This is a genomic window from Amycolatopsis sp. NPDC004772 (assembly GCF_053601215.1).
Window position 1 is genome coordinate 15,433 of record NZ_JBSGBK010000042.1, and the last position, 13,771, is coordinate 29,203.

The window sequence follows — 13,771 nt, forward strand, 5'->3', positions numbered from 1 at the left end:
CCCTATCGAGGAGTGTTCAGTGAAGCGCCTCCTTTCCGTTTTCCTCGCTGTGCTCGGGTTTTTCTCGCTGGTTGTCCCTCCGGCCGACGCACGGACGCCGTTCGTCAAGCCGTTCATGGGCTGGAGCAGTTGGAGCCTGGAGTCGTCGACCCGCGCGGGTTACGGCACTTCGTGGCTGAACGAGTCGCACATCCGTGACGCGGCTCAGGCTCTCGCCACCAAGCTCAAGTCCGCCGGTTACACCTACGTCAACATCGATTCGGGCTGGAACGCTTCGCAGTCCTGGGTCTTCCACACCGACGTCAACGGCATCCCCGACCCCGATCCGACCCGGTTCCCGTCCGGGATCCCGGCTCTGGCTTCCCACGTGCACTCGCTCGGGCTGAAGCTGGGCCTGTACGCCGTGACCGGGCTCGAGAAGGAGGTCTACGACAAGAACGCGCCCATCCTCGGGACGTCGTGCCACGCGCAGGACATCGCTTTCAAGCCGTTGACGCCGTCGAACGGCTGGGGCGGGAACTGGAAGGTCGACTTCACCAACCCGTGCGCGCAGAAGTACTACGACTCGATCGTGGCCCGGTTCGCGTCCTGGGGTGTCGACTTCGTCAAGGTCGACGGGACGACCGCGGACAACGTCGCCGACATCCGGGCCTGGTCGACGGCCATCGACCACTCCCGGCGGCCGATGTGGCTGACGGCGAGCGCGTGGCCGGTGCCGCGGTCCATCGGTGCTTCCCTGGCGCCGTACGCGAACGGCGTGCGCGTCGACACGGACATCGAGTGCTACTGCGAGACGGTGTCCACCTGGGACAGCTCGGTGAAGGCGCGGTGGGCGGACCTGCCTTCGTGGCTCGGCGTCTTCGGGCCGAACTACCGGCCGGACCTGGACTCGATGCCGATCAGCAACAACACGGGGTCCGGCATCCAGGACGGGCTCTCCGACGTCGAGCGGCAGAGCGTGATGACGTTCTGGTCCATGGCTTCGTCGCCGCTGTATGTGGGAGGAGACATCTATTTCCTTGATGTCTCCGCCGTGTCGATCCTGACGAATCCCGAGGTCATCGCGGTCGACCACGCCGGTTCGTACCCGACGCGGGTCAGCGGCGGGGACCTCCAGGTGTGGAAGAAGCGCGCGCCGGACGGCCGGTGGTACGCGGCCGTCTACAACCTGGGTTCCTCGCCCGCGGACATCACGGTGGACTTCGCCGGGGCGCGGCCGGTGCGTGACCTCGTCGCGCGCCGGGATCTCGGGCGGTTCCGGGGCTCGTGGACGGCGTCCGCCGTGCCGCCCCACGGCTCGCGGCTGGTCCGGATCGGCTGACCGTTCTTCCGGAAGGGGACTTTTCCTGCCTGCCCGGGCGGGGAAAGTCCCCTTCGACGTGCGGGCGTCATCCATTGGGTGGAAGACATCTGGTCGGGCCCCCGGCCGCCGTGCTATGTTCGCTGGCAGAACGAGTGTGCGTGATGCGAACAATGCGGAGGGTGTGATGGCGGAGCTGCTGTCGCTGGAGGAGGCCGTGGCCCGGCTGGTGCACGACGGCGACACCGTCGCGCTCGAAGGGTTCACGCACCTCATCCCGGTCGCGGCCGGGCAGGAGATCATCCGGCAGCGCCGGCGTGACCTCACGCTGGTGCGGATGACCCCGGACATCGTCTACGACCAGCTGATCGGCGCCGGCTGCGCGCGCAAGCTGATCTTTTCGTGGGGCGGCAACCCGGGTGTCGGCTCGCTGCACCGCTTCCGCGACGCCGTCCAGCACGACTGGCCGGTGCCGCTGGAGATCGAGGAACACAGCCACGCGGGCATGGCGAACCGGTACGTCGCCGGCGCGTCCGGCCTGCCGTTCGCGGTGCTGCGCGGCTACACGGGCACGGACCTGCCGGCCCAGACGGCCACGATCAAGCCGATCACCTGCCCGTTCACCGGCGAGAAGCTGACGGCGGTGCCGGCGTTGAACCCGGACGTCTCGATCGTGCACGCCCAGCGCGCGGATCGCGCCGGCAACGTCCAGATGTGGGGCATCACGGGCGTCCAGAAGGAAGCGGTGCTGGCGGCGAAGCGGTCGCTGGTGACGGTCGAGGAAGTCGTCGACGAGCTGGACGACCGCCCGGGCGCGGTGGTGCTGCCGGCGTGGGTGGTCACGGCGGTGGCCGAGGTCCCCGGCGGCGCGAAGCCGTCGTACGCGGCGGGGTACTACGAGCGGGACAACGCGGCGTACCAGGCGTGGGACAAGGTCGGGCGCGACCGCGAGGAGTTCACGAAGTGGCTGAACGAGCTGACCGGGGTGAAGGCATGAGCGCGGATTACACCGCCGACGAGATGATGAGCGTCGCGGCGGCCCGGGCCCTCGGCGACGGCATGTCCTGCTTCGTCGGCATCGGCCTTCCGAGCAAGGCGGCGAACCTCGCCCGCCGCGCGCACGCGCCGAACCTGACCTTGATCTACGAGTCGGGCTGCCTCGGCGCCAAGCCGTCCCGCCTGCCCCTGTCGATCGGCGACGGCGAGCTGGCCGACACGGCGGACGCGGTGATCAGCGTGCCGGAGGTGTTCAACTACTGGCTCCAGCCCGGCCGCATCGACGTCGGCTTCCTCGGCGCGGCCCAGCTGGACAAGTTCGGCAACATCAACACGACGGTGATCGGCTCGGACTACCACGACCCGAAGGTCAGGTTGCCGGGAGCGGGCGGCGCCCCGGAGATCGCCGCCTCGTGCGGCGAGGTGTTCATCGTCCTCCGCCAGAACCCGCGCGCGTTCGTGGAGAAGGTCGACTTCGTGACGTCGTTCGGCCACGGCACCGGCAAGGGCGACCGGGAGCGGCTGGGCCTGCCCGGCCGCGGTCCCACCCTGGTGGTCACCGATCTGGGGCTGCTGCGCCCGGACCCGGAGACGGCGGAGCTGACGTTGACGCACCTCCACCCGGGGGTGGATCTCGACAGCGCCATCGCGGCCACGGGGTGGAAACTGAAGGTGTCCGACGACCTCGAGACCACCCCGGCCCCCACGGAGCAGGAGCTGACCGTCCTGCGAGACCTGGAGAAGGCAAGCGCATGACCGACGCGCCTCCCGGCAACGGACCCACGTCGCGCCCCATCCACCCGGGCCCGCCATCGCGGCGAAGCGCCCGGCCCGTGGCAGGCTCTCCCCACGCGATCACCCTCGCGTCACCCACCCGGAAGGCGAGCGCATGACCGACGTCTACATCCTCGACGCGATCCGCACCCCGTTCGGCCGCTACGGCGGCGCGCTGGCCGGCGTCCGCCCCGACGACCTCGCGGCCGGCGTGCTCAAGGCGCTCCAGCAGCGCAACGACCTCGATCCGTCCACAGTGGACGAAGTCACCCTCGGCGACGCGAACGGCGCGGGCGAGGACAACCGCAACGTCGCCCGCATGGCCGCCCTCCTCGCCGGCTGGCCCACCACCGTCCCCGGCAGCACGGTCAACCGCCTCTGCGGGTCCGGCCTCGACGCGGCCATCCAGGCCAGCCGCGCGATCCAGACCGGCGACGCCTCCCTCGTCGTCGCGGGCGGCGTCGAGTCCATGACCCGCTCCCCGCTGGTCATGCCGAAGCCGGACAAGGCCTTCCCCGCGGGCAACCAGACCCTCTACAACACCGCGCTCGGCTGGCGCATGGTCAACCCGGCGATGCCGTCGCAGTGGACGATCTCCCTCGGCGAGTCCACCGAGCAGCTCGCCGAGCGCTACGGCATCGGCCGCGACGAGCAGGACGCCTTCGCCGCCCGCAGCCACGTCAACGCCGCCCAGGCGTGGGACGAGGGCTTCTACGACGACCTGGTCGTCCCGGTCGAGGGCGTCGACCTGGCCCGCGACGAAGGCATCCGCCCGGACTCCAGCTCCGAGAAGCTCGCCAAGCTGAAGCCCGTGTTCCGCAAGGAAACCGGCACGGTCACCGCGGGCAACGCCTCCCCGCTCAACGACGGCGCCTCGGCCCTCCTCCTCGGCGACGAAGCGGCCGCGAGGAACCTGAACAAGGCCCCGCTGGCCCGGATCGCCGGCCGGGGCGCGGCGGGGGTCGACCCGGACGTCTTCGGCATCGGCCCGGTGCGCGCGGCCGAGATCGCCCTCGAACGCGCCGGCATCGGCTGGGACGACCTGGCCGCGGTCGAGCTCAACGAGGCCTTCGCCGCGCAGTCGCTGGCCTGCCTGCGCGACTGGAAGGACCTGGACCCGGAGATCGTGAACACCCACGGCGGCGCGATCGCCATCGGGCACCCGCTCGGCGCGTCCGGCGGCCGGATCCTCGGCACCCTGGCGCACGACCTGCACCGCCGCGGCGGGGGCTGGGGCCTGGCCGCCATCTGCATCGGCGTCGGCCAGGGGCTGGCTGTCGTCCTCGAAGGCCGATAAGGGAGAGAAACGTGGCCACTCCGACCGAATTCAGGCTGCCGCGCTACGGGGAAGACCCCGAAGGCACCCACCCGCCCCTCGACTCCAGCGGCTACCGTTCCACGGCGCTGCGGCACCCGAAGCAGGAGCTCGTCCTGCTGCCGCAGATGCTGACCGAGGTCACCGGCCCGCTGCTCGGCCCCGGCCGCCTCGGCGAGCTCGACAACGACCTCACCCGGCAGCACGCCGGCGAGCCGCAGGGCCAGCGCATCATCGTCACCGGGCGGCTCCTCGACGGCGACGGCCGTCCGGTGCGCGACTCCCTGGTCGAAATCTGGCAGGCGAACGCGGGCGGCCGCTACCGGCACACCGGCGACCGCTGGCCGTCCCCGCTCGACCCGAACTTCGACGGCGTCGGCCGCACCCTGACCGACAGCGACGGCCGCTACACCTTCACCACCATCAAGCCCGGCGCGTACCCGTGGAAGAACCACGACAACGCCTGGCGCCCGGCGCACATCCACTTCTCGGTGTTCGGCTCGGCGTTCACCCAGCGGCTGGTCACCCAGATGTACTTCCCGGACGACCCGCTGTTCTCCCAGGACCCGATCTTCAACTCGATCCCGGACGAAAAGGCCCGGCAGCGGATGGTCTCGCGCTACGACCACGACATCACGCAGGCCGAGTGGGCGCTCGGGTTCCAGTTCGACATCGTGCTGCGCGGGCGCGACGCGTCGGGGTTCGAAGAGGAAGAGGACGAGGACGAATGACCAGGCTGCTGCCCACCCCTTCGCAGACCGTCGGCCCGTACCTGTCGATCGGGCTGCCCTGGCCCGACGGCCCGCACGTCGTGCCCGAGGGCACGCCCGGCGCGTTCTGGATCCGCGGGACCGTTCGCGACGGCAACGGCGACCCGGTCCCGGACGCCATGATCGAGACCTGGCAGGCCGACCCCGAGGGCGGCTTCTGCCACCCGGACGACCCGCGCGGCGCGGCGAACGGCGAGTTCCGGGGCTTCGGCCGCTGCCCGACGGAGACCGACGGCACGTACGGGATCTTCACCGTGCTCCCCGGCGTGGTGCCGGGCGAGGGCGGAGTCACGCAGGCCCGGCACATCGACGTCTCGGTCTTCGCGCGCGGCCTGCTCAACCGGGTCGTCACGCGGATCTACTTCGAGGACCAGGACAACACGGGCGACCCGGTCCTGGCGACAGTCCCCGAGGAGCGGCGCGGCACGCTGATCGCGGCGAAGACCGGCGACGGCTACCGCTTCGACGTGCGGCTGCAGGGAGACGGCGAGACCGTCTTCTTCCGGGTGTGACGCCGTGAGCGCCGTGAAGCTGCACCGGGTCGTGGAAGGGCCCGAGAACGCGCCGGTGGTCGTGCTCGGCGGGTCGCTCGGCAGCGACCTGCGGATGTGGGAACCCCAGGTCGCGCCGCTGGTGGAACGCGGGTTCCGGGTGGTCCGCTACGACACGCGCGGGCACGGCGGGTCGCCGGTCCCGCCGGGGCCCTACGAGCTCGAAGACCTGGGCGCCGACGTCCTGGCCCTGCTCGACGACCTCGGCGCCGAGCGGGTGCACCACGTGGGCCTGTCGCTCGGCGGCATGACCGGGATGTGGCTCGGCATCCACGCGCCGGATCGGATCGCGAGCCTGGTGCTGTGCTGCACGTCGGCGAAGCTCGGACCGCCGTCGATGTGGGCCGACCGGGCCCGCACGGTCCGCGCCGAGGGCACCGCGGCGGTGGCCGAGGCGGGCGTGCAGCGCTGGCTGACCCCGGGGTACCGCGAGCGGCACCCGGACCGGGCCGAGTTCCTCCGGGCGATGATCGCCGCGGTCCCGGCCGAGGGCTACGCGGCGTGCTGCGGGGCGATCGAGCGGATGGACCTGCTCGACCTGCTGCCGAAGATCACCGCCCCTACGGTGGTCATCGCGGGCGCGGACGACCCGGCCACGTCGCCGGCCGAGCACGCGCGGCCGATCGCCGAGGGCATCCCCGGCGCGCGGCTGGAGGTCGTGGCGGACGCCGCGCACCTGGGCAGTTACGAGCGGCCGGGGGAGTTCACCCGGCTGATCCTGGACCACTTGGAGCGAGCGTGACGGACCGCCACGAGCAGGGCATGAAGGTGCGGCGCGAGGTGCTCGGCGACGAGCACGTCGACCGCGCGGTCGCGGGCACCACGGACTTCAGCCGCCCGTTCCAGGACTACGTCACCGAGGGCGCGTGGGGCTCGGTGTGGGCCCGCGACGGCCTGGACCGCCGCACCCGCAGCTGCGTGACCCTGGCGGCGCTGACGGCGCTGCACGCGCACAACGAGCTGGCGATGCACGTCCGGGCGGCGGTCCGCAACGGCCTGTCGGCGGCGGAGATCGGCGAGGTCCTGCTGCACACGGCGGTCTACGCGGGCGCACCGGCGGCGAACGCGGCCTTCGCCATCGCCCAGCGCACCCTGGCCGAGCTCGGCGAGCCGAGCGCCGTGCCGAAGGACGCCGGATAAGGTGCCGGGCATGGACGTGACGAGGCCGCAGACCGACGTCCGCCTGGCCGGCGAACCGGCGCACCGTGGAGCCCACCACGTGCAGTCGCTGGAGCGCGGCCTGGCGGTGATCAAGGCCTTCCACGCGGGCGCGTCCGAGCTGACGTTGAGCGACGTGGCCCGCGCGACGGGCCTCACCCGCGCGGCGGCGAGAAGGTTCCTCCTGACCCTGGCCGACCTCGGCTACGTCCGCACCGACGGCAAGTACTTCTCGCTGACGGCCCGGGTGCTGGAGCTGGGCTACGCGTACCTGTCGAGCATGACGCTGCCGGAGGTGGCCCAGCCGCACCTGGAGCACCTGTCGGCCCGCGTCCACGAGTCGAGCTCGGTCTCGGTCCTGGAGGGCACCGACATCGTCTACGTGGCCCGGGTGGCGGTCTCCCGGATCATGACGGTGAGCATCAACGTGGGAACCCGCTTCCCGGCGCATGCGACATCGATGGGCCACGTCCTCCTGGCGGGTCTCGCCGAGGCCGACCTGGAGGCGTACTTCCTGGTGGCGAGCTTGGACCGCCTCACGGACCACACGGTGACGGCGCCGGCCCGCCTGCGCACGGAGCTGGCCAGGGTGGCCACCCAGGGCTGGGCCATGGTCGACCAGGAACTGGAGGAAGGCCTCCGCTCGGTGGCCGCCCCGATCCGGGACCGGAGGGGTCAGGTCGTGGCGGCGGTGAACCTGTCCACCCACGCCAGCCGCACAACGGCGGAGTCGGTCGAGAAGGACCTGGTCCCCCCGCTGCTGGAGACGGCCCGCGCCATCGAGGCGGATCTGGCGGTCGGAGCCCCGGCCCACGCCCGTGGCTGACCCGCGGGCAGGCTCGCCCTCATGACCACTTCTCTCCGGGTCGCCGGCCTCCTCCTGGCCGCCGGTGCCGGCCGGCGCTTCGGGGGTCCCAAGGCTCTCGTCGAACTCGACGGGGAACCGCTCGTCCTCCGCGCGCTCCGCACCCTCACCGCCGCCGGGTGTCAGCCCGTGCGGGTCGTCGTCGGGGCCGCCGCCGACCAGGTTCGCGCCCTCCTGCCCGATCCCGCCCAGGCCGTGACCGCCGAAGACTGGGCCACCGGCATGGGCGCCTCCCTCCGCGCCGGCCTCACCTCGCTCGAAACGACCGACGAGCCCGCCGCCGCTCTCGTCCACCTCGTCGACCTCCCGTGGGTCGGCACCGACGTCATCGCCCGGCTCACCGCCGGCGTCACCCCCGAAACCGTCGCCCGCGCGGCCTACGACGGCGTGCCCGGCCACCCCGTTGTGCTCGGCCGCCGCTGGTGGGGCGAGGTCGCGGAAACCGCCCGAGGCGATCGTGGCGCCCGTGACTGGCTCGCCACCCGCGCCGACCTCGCCCTGGTCGAGTGCGGTGACCTCGGCAGCGGCCGGGACGTCGACCGCCCCGGCGATCTCGCCGGTCCCGCCGGAAGACCTACGATCGACTCGTGACGGACTCGCCCGAAGACCTCGCCGCCGCGCTCGACGCGACCGGTTACCTCGCCGATGACGGGCTGGCGACCGCCGGCTTCCTCGCCCTGCGGATGGGCCGCCCGCTCTTCTGCGAGGGCGAACCCGGCACCGGCAAGACGTCACTCGCCCTGGCCCTGGCCACCGCGCTGGACAGGCCGCTCGTCCGCCTCCAGTGCCACGAAGGCATCGACGCCGCCCAGGCCCTCTACGAGTGGGACTTCCCCCGCCAGCTGCTGCACCTGCGCGCGCTCGAGGCGGCCGGCGGCGGGCAGCTCGACGTCGAGGCCGCCGAGCGCTCGCTCTACACCGAGCGGTTCCTGCTGGCCCGGCCGCTGCTGCAGGCCCTGATCAGCGCCCCGTGCGTCCTGCTCATCGACGAGATCGACCGCGCCGACGACGAGTTCGAGGCCTTCCTCCTGCAGCTGCTCGACGAGCACGCCGTGACCATCCCCGAGTACGGCGAAGTCCGCGCCGAGCACCCCCCGCTGGTGATCCTCACCTCGAACCGGACGCGCGAGGTCCACGACGCGCTGAAACGCCGTTGCCTCTACCACTGGCTCGAACACCCGGACCTGGTTCGGGAGGTCGAGATCCTGCGCCGTAGGATCCCGCGGGTAAGTGCAGCTCTGGCTCGGCAAATCGCTGAAGCGGTGCATCGGCTCCGCGAAATGGATCTGCTGAAACCACCGGGAGTGGCGGAGTCCCTCGATTGGGGGCGGGCTCTTTTGACTCTTCACCGTGACGAGCTGGACGCGGCGACAGCGGCACGCACGCTGGGCGCCGTCCTGAAATACAGCGAAGACCTCGACCGGGTCAGGGCGAAGCTCGACGCCTTGTTCGCCTGACACCCGGGTCGGGGGCCGGGTCGAAGCGAGGGAGAACCAGCGGATGAGCGTGGCGGAGACGACGGAGACGAGACCGCCGTCCGAAGCGGAACCGGATCGGCCGGGTGCGGCCGGGACGCCGACCGCGCGCCGGGGCTGGCGGGGCAAGCTCGCCGCGGTGGCCGCCGTGCTCGGCGGGACCGCGCTGATCGCCGTGCACGCCTCCTTCTACGGGCACTGGCTGATCGACGACTCGGCCATCACGTTCGCCTACTCGCGCAACCTCGCCGACGGCTTCGGGCCCGTGCTCCAGCCCGGTGCCGCGCCGGTCGAGGGGTACTCCAACCCGACCTGGATGGTCCTGATCGCCCTCGGCAAGCTCGTCGGTCTCTTCGACCACGGGACGCTCTTCGGCGTCAACGACCAGATCCTCTTCCCGAAGGCGCTCGCGCTGCTCTGCTGCGCCGCCATCCTGGTGCTCTTCTACTTCGGTGCCAAGGTGCTCAGCCGCCGCCCGGCGCTGATCACGTTCGTCGCCGGGGCCGCGCTCGCCGCGATCCCGTCCTTCGTCATCTGGTGCTTCTCCGGGCTGGAGAACTCCTTCTACGCCCTCACCGTCGCCGCGCTCGCGGTGCTGATCGTGCGTGCGGTCCACAGCGGCCGGCTGCTCGACACCCAGGTCGCCGTCGGCACCGGGCTGATCTCCATGCTCGCCGCGCTGACCCGGCCCGACGGCATCATCTACGCCGGGGCCTACCCGATCGCCGTCCTGCTGTTCCTCAAGCGGGAGCTGCTCGGCCGCAGCGTGCGCGCGGTCGTGCTCTCCGTCGCCGGCTTCGCCGTCCCATACGGCGCGTACCTGGTTTTCCGCTGGTTCGAGTTCGGCCGGCTGGTCCCGAACACCGCCGTCGCGAAGGGGCAGGAGCCGCCGACGCTGGAAGACCTCGCCCGCCCCGGTGACATCGTCTCCTACGTGGGCTGGCTGGTCGTCGCGGTCGCCGTCGCGTGCCTGGTGGTGCTGATGGTCCGGCCGTCGCGCCTGCGCACCGGGCTGATCGCCCTGATGGCGCCGTTCGGGCTCACCGTGGTCGCCTACATCGTGCTCGAATACGACTGGATGGGGCAGCTGCGGTTCGCCACCCCGGTTTGGACGCTGGGTGCGTTCGGTGCCGCGATCGTGGTCGTCGAGGCGCTGGCCGCGGTCCGGCTGCGCGGCCGGATCGCGCTCGCCTGCCTGCTGGTGGTGGCGCTGGTCAGCTCGGTGAGCGGGCTCTACGACCAGGGCAAGTCCTACCGCGCCAACGTCAAGACCGCGTTCTGCATCGTGGCCGAGCGCGACGCCCGGACCATCAACGGCCTCGCGGACGTCCTCAAGCTCCCTGACTCGGCCCAGGTCGGCCTGATCGACCTCGGCGGGACGTCGCTGGGCAGCCGCCTCCGGGTGCTCGACCTGGCCGGCCTCGGCGACAAGCAGGTCGCCGACTACCTGCACGAATCCGACGTGACGGGCGTCCGCAACTACGTCTTCAACCATGAGAAGCCCGAGCTGATCACGTTCATCGGTTCGTGGATCACCACGCTGGGCTTCGACAAGGACCCGCGGTTCGAGAGCGAATACGCGACGATCTTCGTCAACCCGCCGATCGGCAACCTGACCATCGATTCGCGCAACTGGGTCAGCTACCACGTCCGGCGCGACCTGGTCGACGACGCGAAGCTCGCCGAGCTCAAGGCGTACACGCAGAAGACGCTGCCGCCGGTCCTGGAGCTCAACAAGACGGCGGGGCTGCGCGGCTGCGCCAACATCCAGCCCGGCTTCAAGGCCGCTGCTTGATCGAAGCCGCAACGCCCGCCTCTTCGGTCCACAAAGGACCGCCGGGGCGGGCGTTTTTAATTGCGTTGCCGCCCTCGGCGGACTGGGGCATTCTTTTCTTCACCACAGCACGCCACCCCGAGAGGAGGAGATCGTGACCCGACGGCAAGACCGGAACCCCTGCGGCGCGATCTCCCGCGTCGTTCGCTGATTCCCTTTTCTTTCCGAAGGCTCTTCGCGCCCACCCGCCGCTACCTTGGGTCGGCCGCGGCGAAGAGCGCGGTCTGCGCGCCTGCCCGGGGAGGGGCGCGTGCGCAGACCGCCCTTGTCCCGGTAGCTCAGCAGGACAGAGCGCGGCGCTACGAACGCCGAGGTCCGAGGTTCGACTCCTCGCCGGGACGCCAGAAAAGCGCACAATGGACGTATGACCACTGCCGCCGATCCCGTCGCCGGGTACGTCGGGTTCGCCGCCGCGCTGCGCGAAGCCGGTGTCGCCTGCGACGCGCACCGCGTGCAGGCGTACCTCACCGCCGTGGCGGAGATCGACGTCGCCGAACCCACCCGGCTGTACTGGGCCGGGCGGCTGACGCTCTGCTCCAGCCCCGACGACCTCCCGTACTACGAAGAGGCCTTCAGCCAGTGGTTTTCGATCGAGACCACGACGCCGAAGCGGGCGACGTCCGCCGCGCCCAAGAAGGCCAGGATCGCCCCGCTGGGCGAGGCCGACGGCGGGGACGCCGCGGGCGGCGAAGGGCAAGACCAGCTGAAAGTCGCCGCCAGCGCCCACGAAGTGCTGCGCCACCGCGACCTCGCCGAACTCACCACCGCCGAGCGCGAACACCTCCGCGAGCTGCTGGCCACTCTGAAGCCCGCACTCCCGAAACGCCCGGCCGCCCGGCGGACGCCGTCGCGGCGCGGCCGGCTCGACCCGCCGCGGACGCTGCGCGCCATGCTCGCCAGTGGCGGCGAACCGCTCCGGCTCGTCCACGCCCGGCGCGGCAGCCGGCCGCGGCGGGTGGTGCTGCTCATCGACGTCTCCGGCTCGATGAGCCCGTACGCCGACGCCCTGCTGCGGTTCGCCCACGTCCTGACCCGGGCCGCACCGCCGTCCGTCGAGGTGTTCACGCTCGGCACGCGGCTGACCCGGGTATCGCGCCAGCTGCGGCAGCGCGATCCGGAACGAGCGATGCTCGCGGCGGGCTCGGCCGTGCCGGACTTCGCCGGCGGCACCCGGCTGGGGGAGACGCTCCAGGCGTTCCTCGACCGCTGGGGCCGGCGCGGGGTGGCGCGCCGCGCCGTGGTCACCGTGTTCTCCGACGGCTGGGAGCGCGGCGACACCGGCCTGCTCGGCGAGCAGCTCGCCCACCTGCGCCGGCTCGCGCACGCCGTATTCTGGGTGAATCCGCACGCCGGCCGCGCGGGGTACGCTCCGGTCCAGTCGGGCATCGTGGCCGCGCTGCCCCACATCGACCGGCTCCTGGCCGGGCACACCCTGGCCACCTTGGAACGACTGCTCGGGGAGATTTCCGATGCGTGACGTACTCGACGACGTGTTCCGCCGCTGGTCCGACGGGGAGACCGTCGGCCTCGGCACCGTGGTCGCCACCTTCTCCTCGGCGCCGCGCGCGCCCGGCGCCGCGATGGTCGTCGCCCCCGACGGGACCGTCGCCGGCAGCGTGTCCGGCGGCTGCGTCGAGGGCGCGGTCTACGAGCTCGCGCAGGAGGTCGTCGCCGAGCGCAAGCCGGTGCTGCAGCGCTACGGCGTCAGCGACGACGACGCCTTCGCGGTCGGCCTGACCTGCGGCGGGATCATCGACATCTACGTCGAGCACGTCGACCGCGCGTCGATGCCGGAGCTCGGCGACGTCGTCGCGTCGGTGCGCGGCGGCGAGCCGGTCGCGGTCGTCACGGTCATCGAGCACGAGCAGGAGGGCCTGGTCGGCGAGCACATGATCGTCTGGCCGGACCGCACCGCGGGCTCGCTGGGGTCGTCGCGGATGGACGACGCCGTCGCCGACGACGCGCGCGGCCTGCTGGCCAGCGGCCGCACCGGCACCCTGCACTACGGCCCGGACGGGCAGCGCCGCGGCGAGGGGATGGCGGTGTTCGTCAACTCCTTCGAGCCGCCGCCCCGGCTGCTGGTCTTCGGCGCGATCGACTTCGCCGCCGCGATGGCCCGCATGGGTGCCTACCTCGGCTACCAGGTCACGGTGTGCGACGCGCGGCCGGTGTTCGCCACCACCAGCCGGTTCCCGGACGCGCATGAGGTCGTCGTCGACTGGCCGCACCGCTACCTGCGGGCCGAGGCGGACGCGGGCCGCGTCGACCGGCGCACGGCGATCGCGGTGCTGACCCACGACCCCAAGTTCGACGTGCCGCTGCTCGAAGTCGCGCTGCGCCTGGACGTCGGGTACGTCGGCGCGATGGGCTCCCGCAAGACGCACGACGACCGGTTCGCCCGGCTGCGCGAGGCCGGGATCACCGAGGCGGAACTGGAACGGCTGTCGTCGCCGATCGGTCTCGATCTCGGTGCGCGCACGCCGGAAGAGACGGCCGTGTCGATCGCCGCGGAGATCATCGCGCTGCGGTGGGGCGGTGGCGGGAAGCGGCTCGCGGAGCTGTCGGGACGCATTCACGGCTGACTCAGCCAGGTGGCCGATAAAGTTCACCCATCCGGCGTTCCGCAGATACGGCGTTGTTCCGCACTTGGACGCGTATCTGCGGAACCGGTAGTTGAACGTGTGACATCAGGGCTTGAAGGCGCGAAGGTCGCGTAGCACGCTCGGGGTCTGT

Annotated in this window: 14 protein-coding genes and 1 tRNA gene; all 15 read left to right on the top strand. The window is 71.8% G+C overall.

The window, feature by feature from the left end; translation table 11 throughout:
• Window positions 1–19 precede the first annotated feature (19 nt).
• The 15 genes from ACWEF6_RS24230 (at window position 20) to ACWEF6_RS24300 (ending at window position 13,620) form a co-directional block, all read left to right on the top strand.
• The gene (locus ACWEF6_RS24230) at window positions 20–1,321 is read left to right on the top strand and encodes a glycoside hydrolase family 27 protein (protein WP_449685037.1); all 1,302 of its coding nucleotides are present in this window, start codon (window positions 20–22) and stop codon (window positions 1,319–1,321) included.
• A gap of 166 nt (window positions 1,322–1,487) precedes the next feature.
• The gene (locus ACWEF6_RS24235; RefSeq protein WP_310974532.1) at window positions 1,488–2,297 is read left to right on the top strand and encodes a CoA transferase subunit A; all 810 of its coding nucleotides are present in this window, start codon (window positions 1,488–1,490) and stop codon (window positions 2,295–2,297) included.
• Window positions 2,294–3,052, top strand: coding sequence for a CoA-transferase subunit beta (locus ACWEF6_RS24240; protein WP_449685038.1), 759 nt, complete (start codon window positions 2,294–2,296; stop codon window positions 3,050–3,052). The genes ACWEF6_RS24235 and ACWEF6_RS24240 overlap by 4 nt, the downstream gene beginning before the upstream one ends.
• Before the next feature lie 133 nt (window positions 3,053–3,185).
• The gene (locus ACWEF6_RS24245) at window positions 3,186–4,367 is read left to right on the top strand and encodes a thiolase family protein (protein WP_449685039.1); all 1,182 of its coding nucleotides are present in this window, start codon (window positions 3,186–3,188) and stop codon (window positions 4,365–4,367) included.
• Window positions 4,368–4,378: 11 nt separating this feature from the next.
• Window positions 4,379–5,116 carry a protocatechuate 3,4-dioxygenase subunit beta gene (pcaH, locus tag ACWEF6_RS24250; RefSeq protein ID WP_449685040.1) on the top strand — a complete coding sequence of 246 codons (738 nt, stop codon included), beginning with the start codon at window positions 4,379–4,381 and terminating at the stop codon, window positions 5,114–5,116.
• Complete coding sequence (pcaG, locus tag ACWEF6_RS24255; protein ID WP_449685041.1) at window positions 5,113–5,667, top strand: protocatechuate 3,4-dioxygenase subunit alpha; 555 nt, start codon at window positions 5,113–5,115, stop codon at window positions 5,665–5,667. Before pcaH ends, pcaG begins: the two co-directional genes overlap by 4 nt.
• A gap of 4 nt (window positions 5,668–5,671) precedes the next feature.
• Window positions 5,672–6,448: a 3-oxoadipate enol-lactonase gene (gene pcaD / locus ACWEF6_RS24260; RefSeq protein ID WP_449685042.1), complete on the top strand. Its 777-nt coding sequence runs from the start codon at window positions 5,672–5,674 to the stop codon at window positions 6,446–6,448.
• Complete coding sequence (gene pcaC / locus ACWEF6_RS24265) at window positions 6,445–6,846, top strand: 4-carboxymuconolactone decarboxylase (RefSeq protein WP_449685043.1); 402 nt, start codon at window positions 6,445–6,447, stop codon at window positions 6,844–6,846. Before pcaD ends, pcaC begins: the two co-directional genes overlap by 4 nt.
• Window positions 6,847–6,856: 10 nt before the next feature.
• Window positions 6,857–7,690: an IclR family transcriptional regulator domain-containing protein gene (locus tag ACWEF6_RS24270; RefSeq protein ID WP_449685044.1), complete on the top strand. Its 834-nt coding sequence runs from the start codon at window positions 6,857–6,859 to the stop codon at window positions 7,688–7,690.
• A gap of 21 nt (window positions 7,691–7,711) precedes the next feature.
• Window positions 7,712–8,320, top strand: a complete 609-nt coding sequence (locus tag ACWEF6_RS24275) for a nucleotidyltransferase family protein (RefSeq protein ID WP_449685045.1) — start codon at window positions 7,712–7,714, stop codon at window positions 8,318–8,320.
• Window positions 8,317–9,186, top strand: a complete 870-nt coding sequence (locus ACWEF6_RS24280) for an AAA family ATPase (protein ID WP_449685046.1) — start codon at window positions 8,317–8,319, stop codon at window positions 9,184–9,186. Before ACWEF6_RS24275 ends, ACWEF6_RS24280 begins: the two co-directional genes overlap by 4 nt.
• A 43-nt stretch (window positions 9,187–9,229) precedes the next feature.
• Entirely contained in the window at window positions 9,230–10,999 is a 1,770-nt protein-coding gene (locus ACWEF6_RS24285; RefSeq protein WP_449685047.1) for a hypothetical protein, read from the top strand.
• 306 nt (window positions 11,000–11,305) lie between these two features.
• A tRNA-Arg gene (locus ACWEF6_RS24290) sits at window positions 11,306–11,382 on the top strand.
• A gap of 20 nt (window positions 11,383–11,402) precedes the next feature.
• A complete protein-coding gene (locus ACWEF6_RS24295; RefSeq protein ID WP_449685048.1) occupies window positions 11,403–12,515 on the top strand; it encodes a vWA domain-containing protein in 1,113 nt (370 codons plus the stop codon).
• Window positions 12,508–13,620, top strand: a complete 1,113-nt coding sequence (locus ACWEF6_RS24300; RefSeq protein WP_449685049.1) for an XdhC family protein — start codon at window positions 12,508–12,510, stop codon at window positions 13,618–13,620. Before ACWEF6_RS24295 ends, ACWEF6_RS24300 begins: the two co-directional genes overlap by 8 nt.
• Window positions 13,621–13,771 lie beyond the last annotated feature (151 nt).

What these genes read in the sequence shown, in the direction of transcription:
- ACWEF6_RS24235 (WP_310974532.1), top strand. Translation starts at nt 1,488, where the DNA reads ATGGCGGAGCTGCTGTCGCTGGAGGAGGCCGTGGCCCGGCTGGTGCAC.
- ACWEF6_RS24240 (WP_449685038.1), top strand. Translation starts at nt 2,294, where the DNA reads ATGAGCGCGGATTACACCGCCGACGAGATGATGAGCGTCGCGGCGGCC.
- ACWEF6_RS24245 (WP_449685039.1), top strand. Translation starts at nt 3,186, where the DNA reads ATGACCGACGTCTACATCCTCGACGCGATCCGCACCCCGTTCGGCCGC.
- pcaG (WP_449685041.1), top strand. Translation starts at nt 5,113, where the DNA reads ATGACCAGGCTGCTGCCCACCCCTTCGCAGACCGTCGGCCCGTACCTG.
- ACWEF6_RS24270 (WP_449685044.1), top strand. Translation starts at nt 6,857, where the DNA reads ATGGACGTGACGAGGCCGCAGACCGACGTCCGCCTGGCCGGCGAACCG.
- ACWEF6_RS24275 (WP_449685045.1), top strand. Translation starts at nt 7,712, where the DNA reads ATGACCACTTCTCTCCGGGTCGCCGGCCTCCTCCTGGCCGCCGGTGCC.
- ACWEF6_RS24285 (WP_449685047.1), top strand. Translation starts at nt 9,230, where the DNA reads ATGAGCGTGGCGGAGACGACGGAGACGAGACCGCCGTCCGAAGCGGAA.
- ACWEF6_RS24295 (WP_449685048.1), top strand. Translation starts at nt 11,403, where the DNA reads ATGACCACTGCCGCCGATCCCGTCGCCGGGTACGTCGGGTTCGCCGCC.
- ACWEF6_RS24300 (WP_449685049.1), top strand. Translation starts at nt 12,508, where the DNA reads ATGCGTGACGTACTCGACGACGTGTTCCGCCGCTGGTCCGACGGGGAG.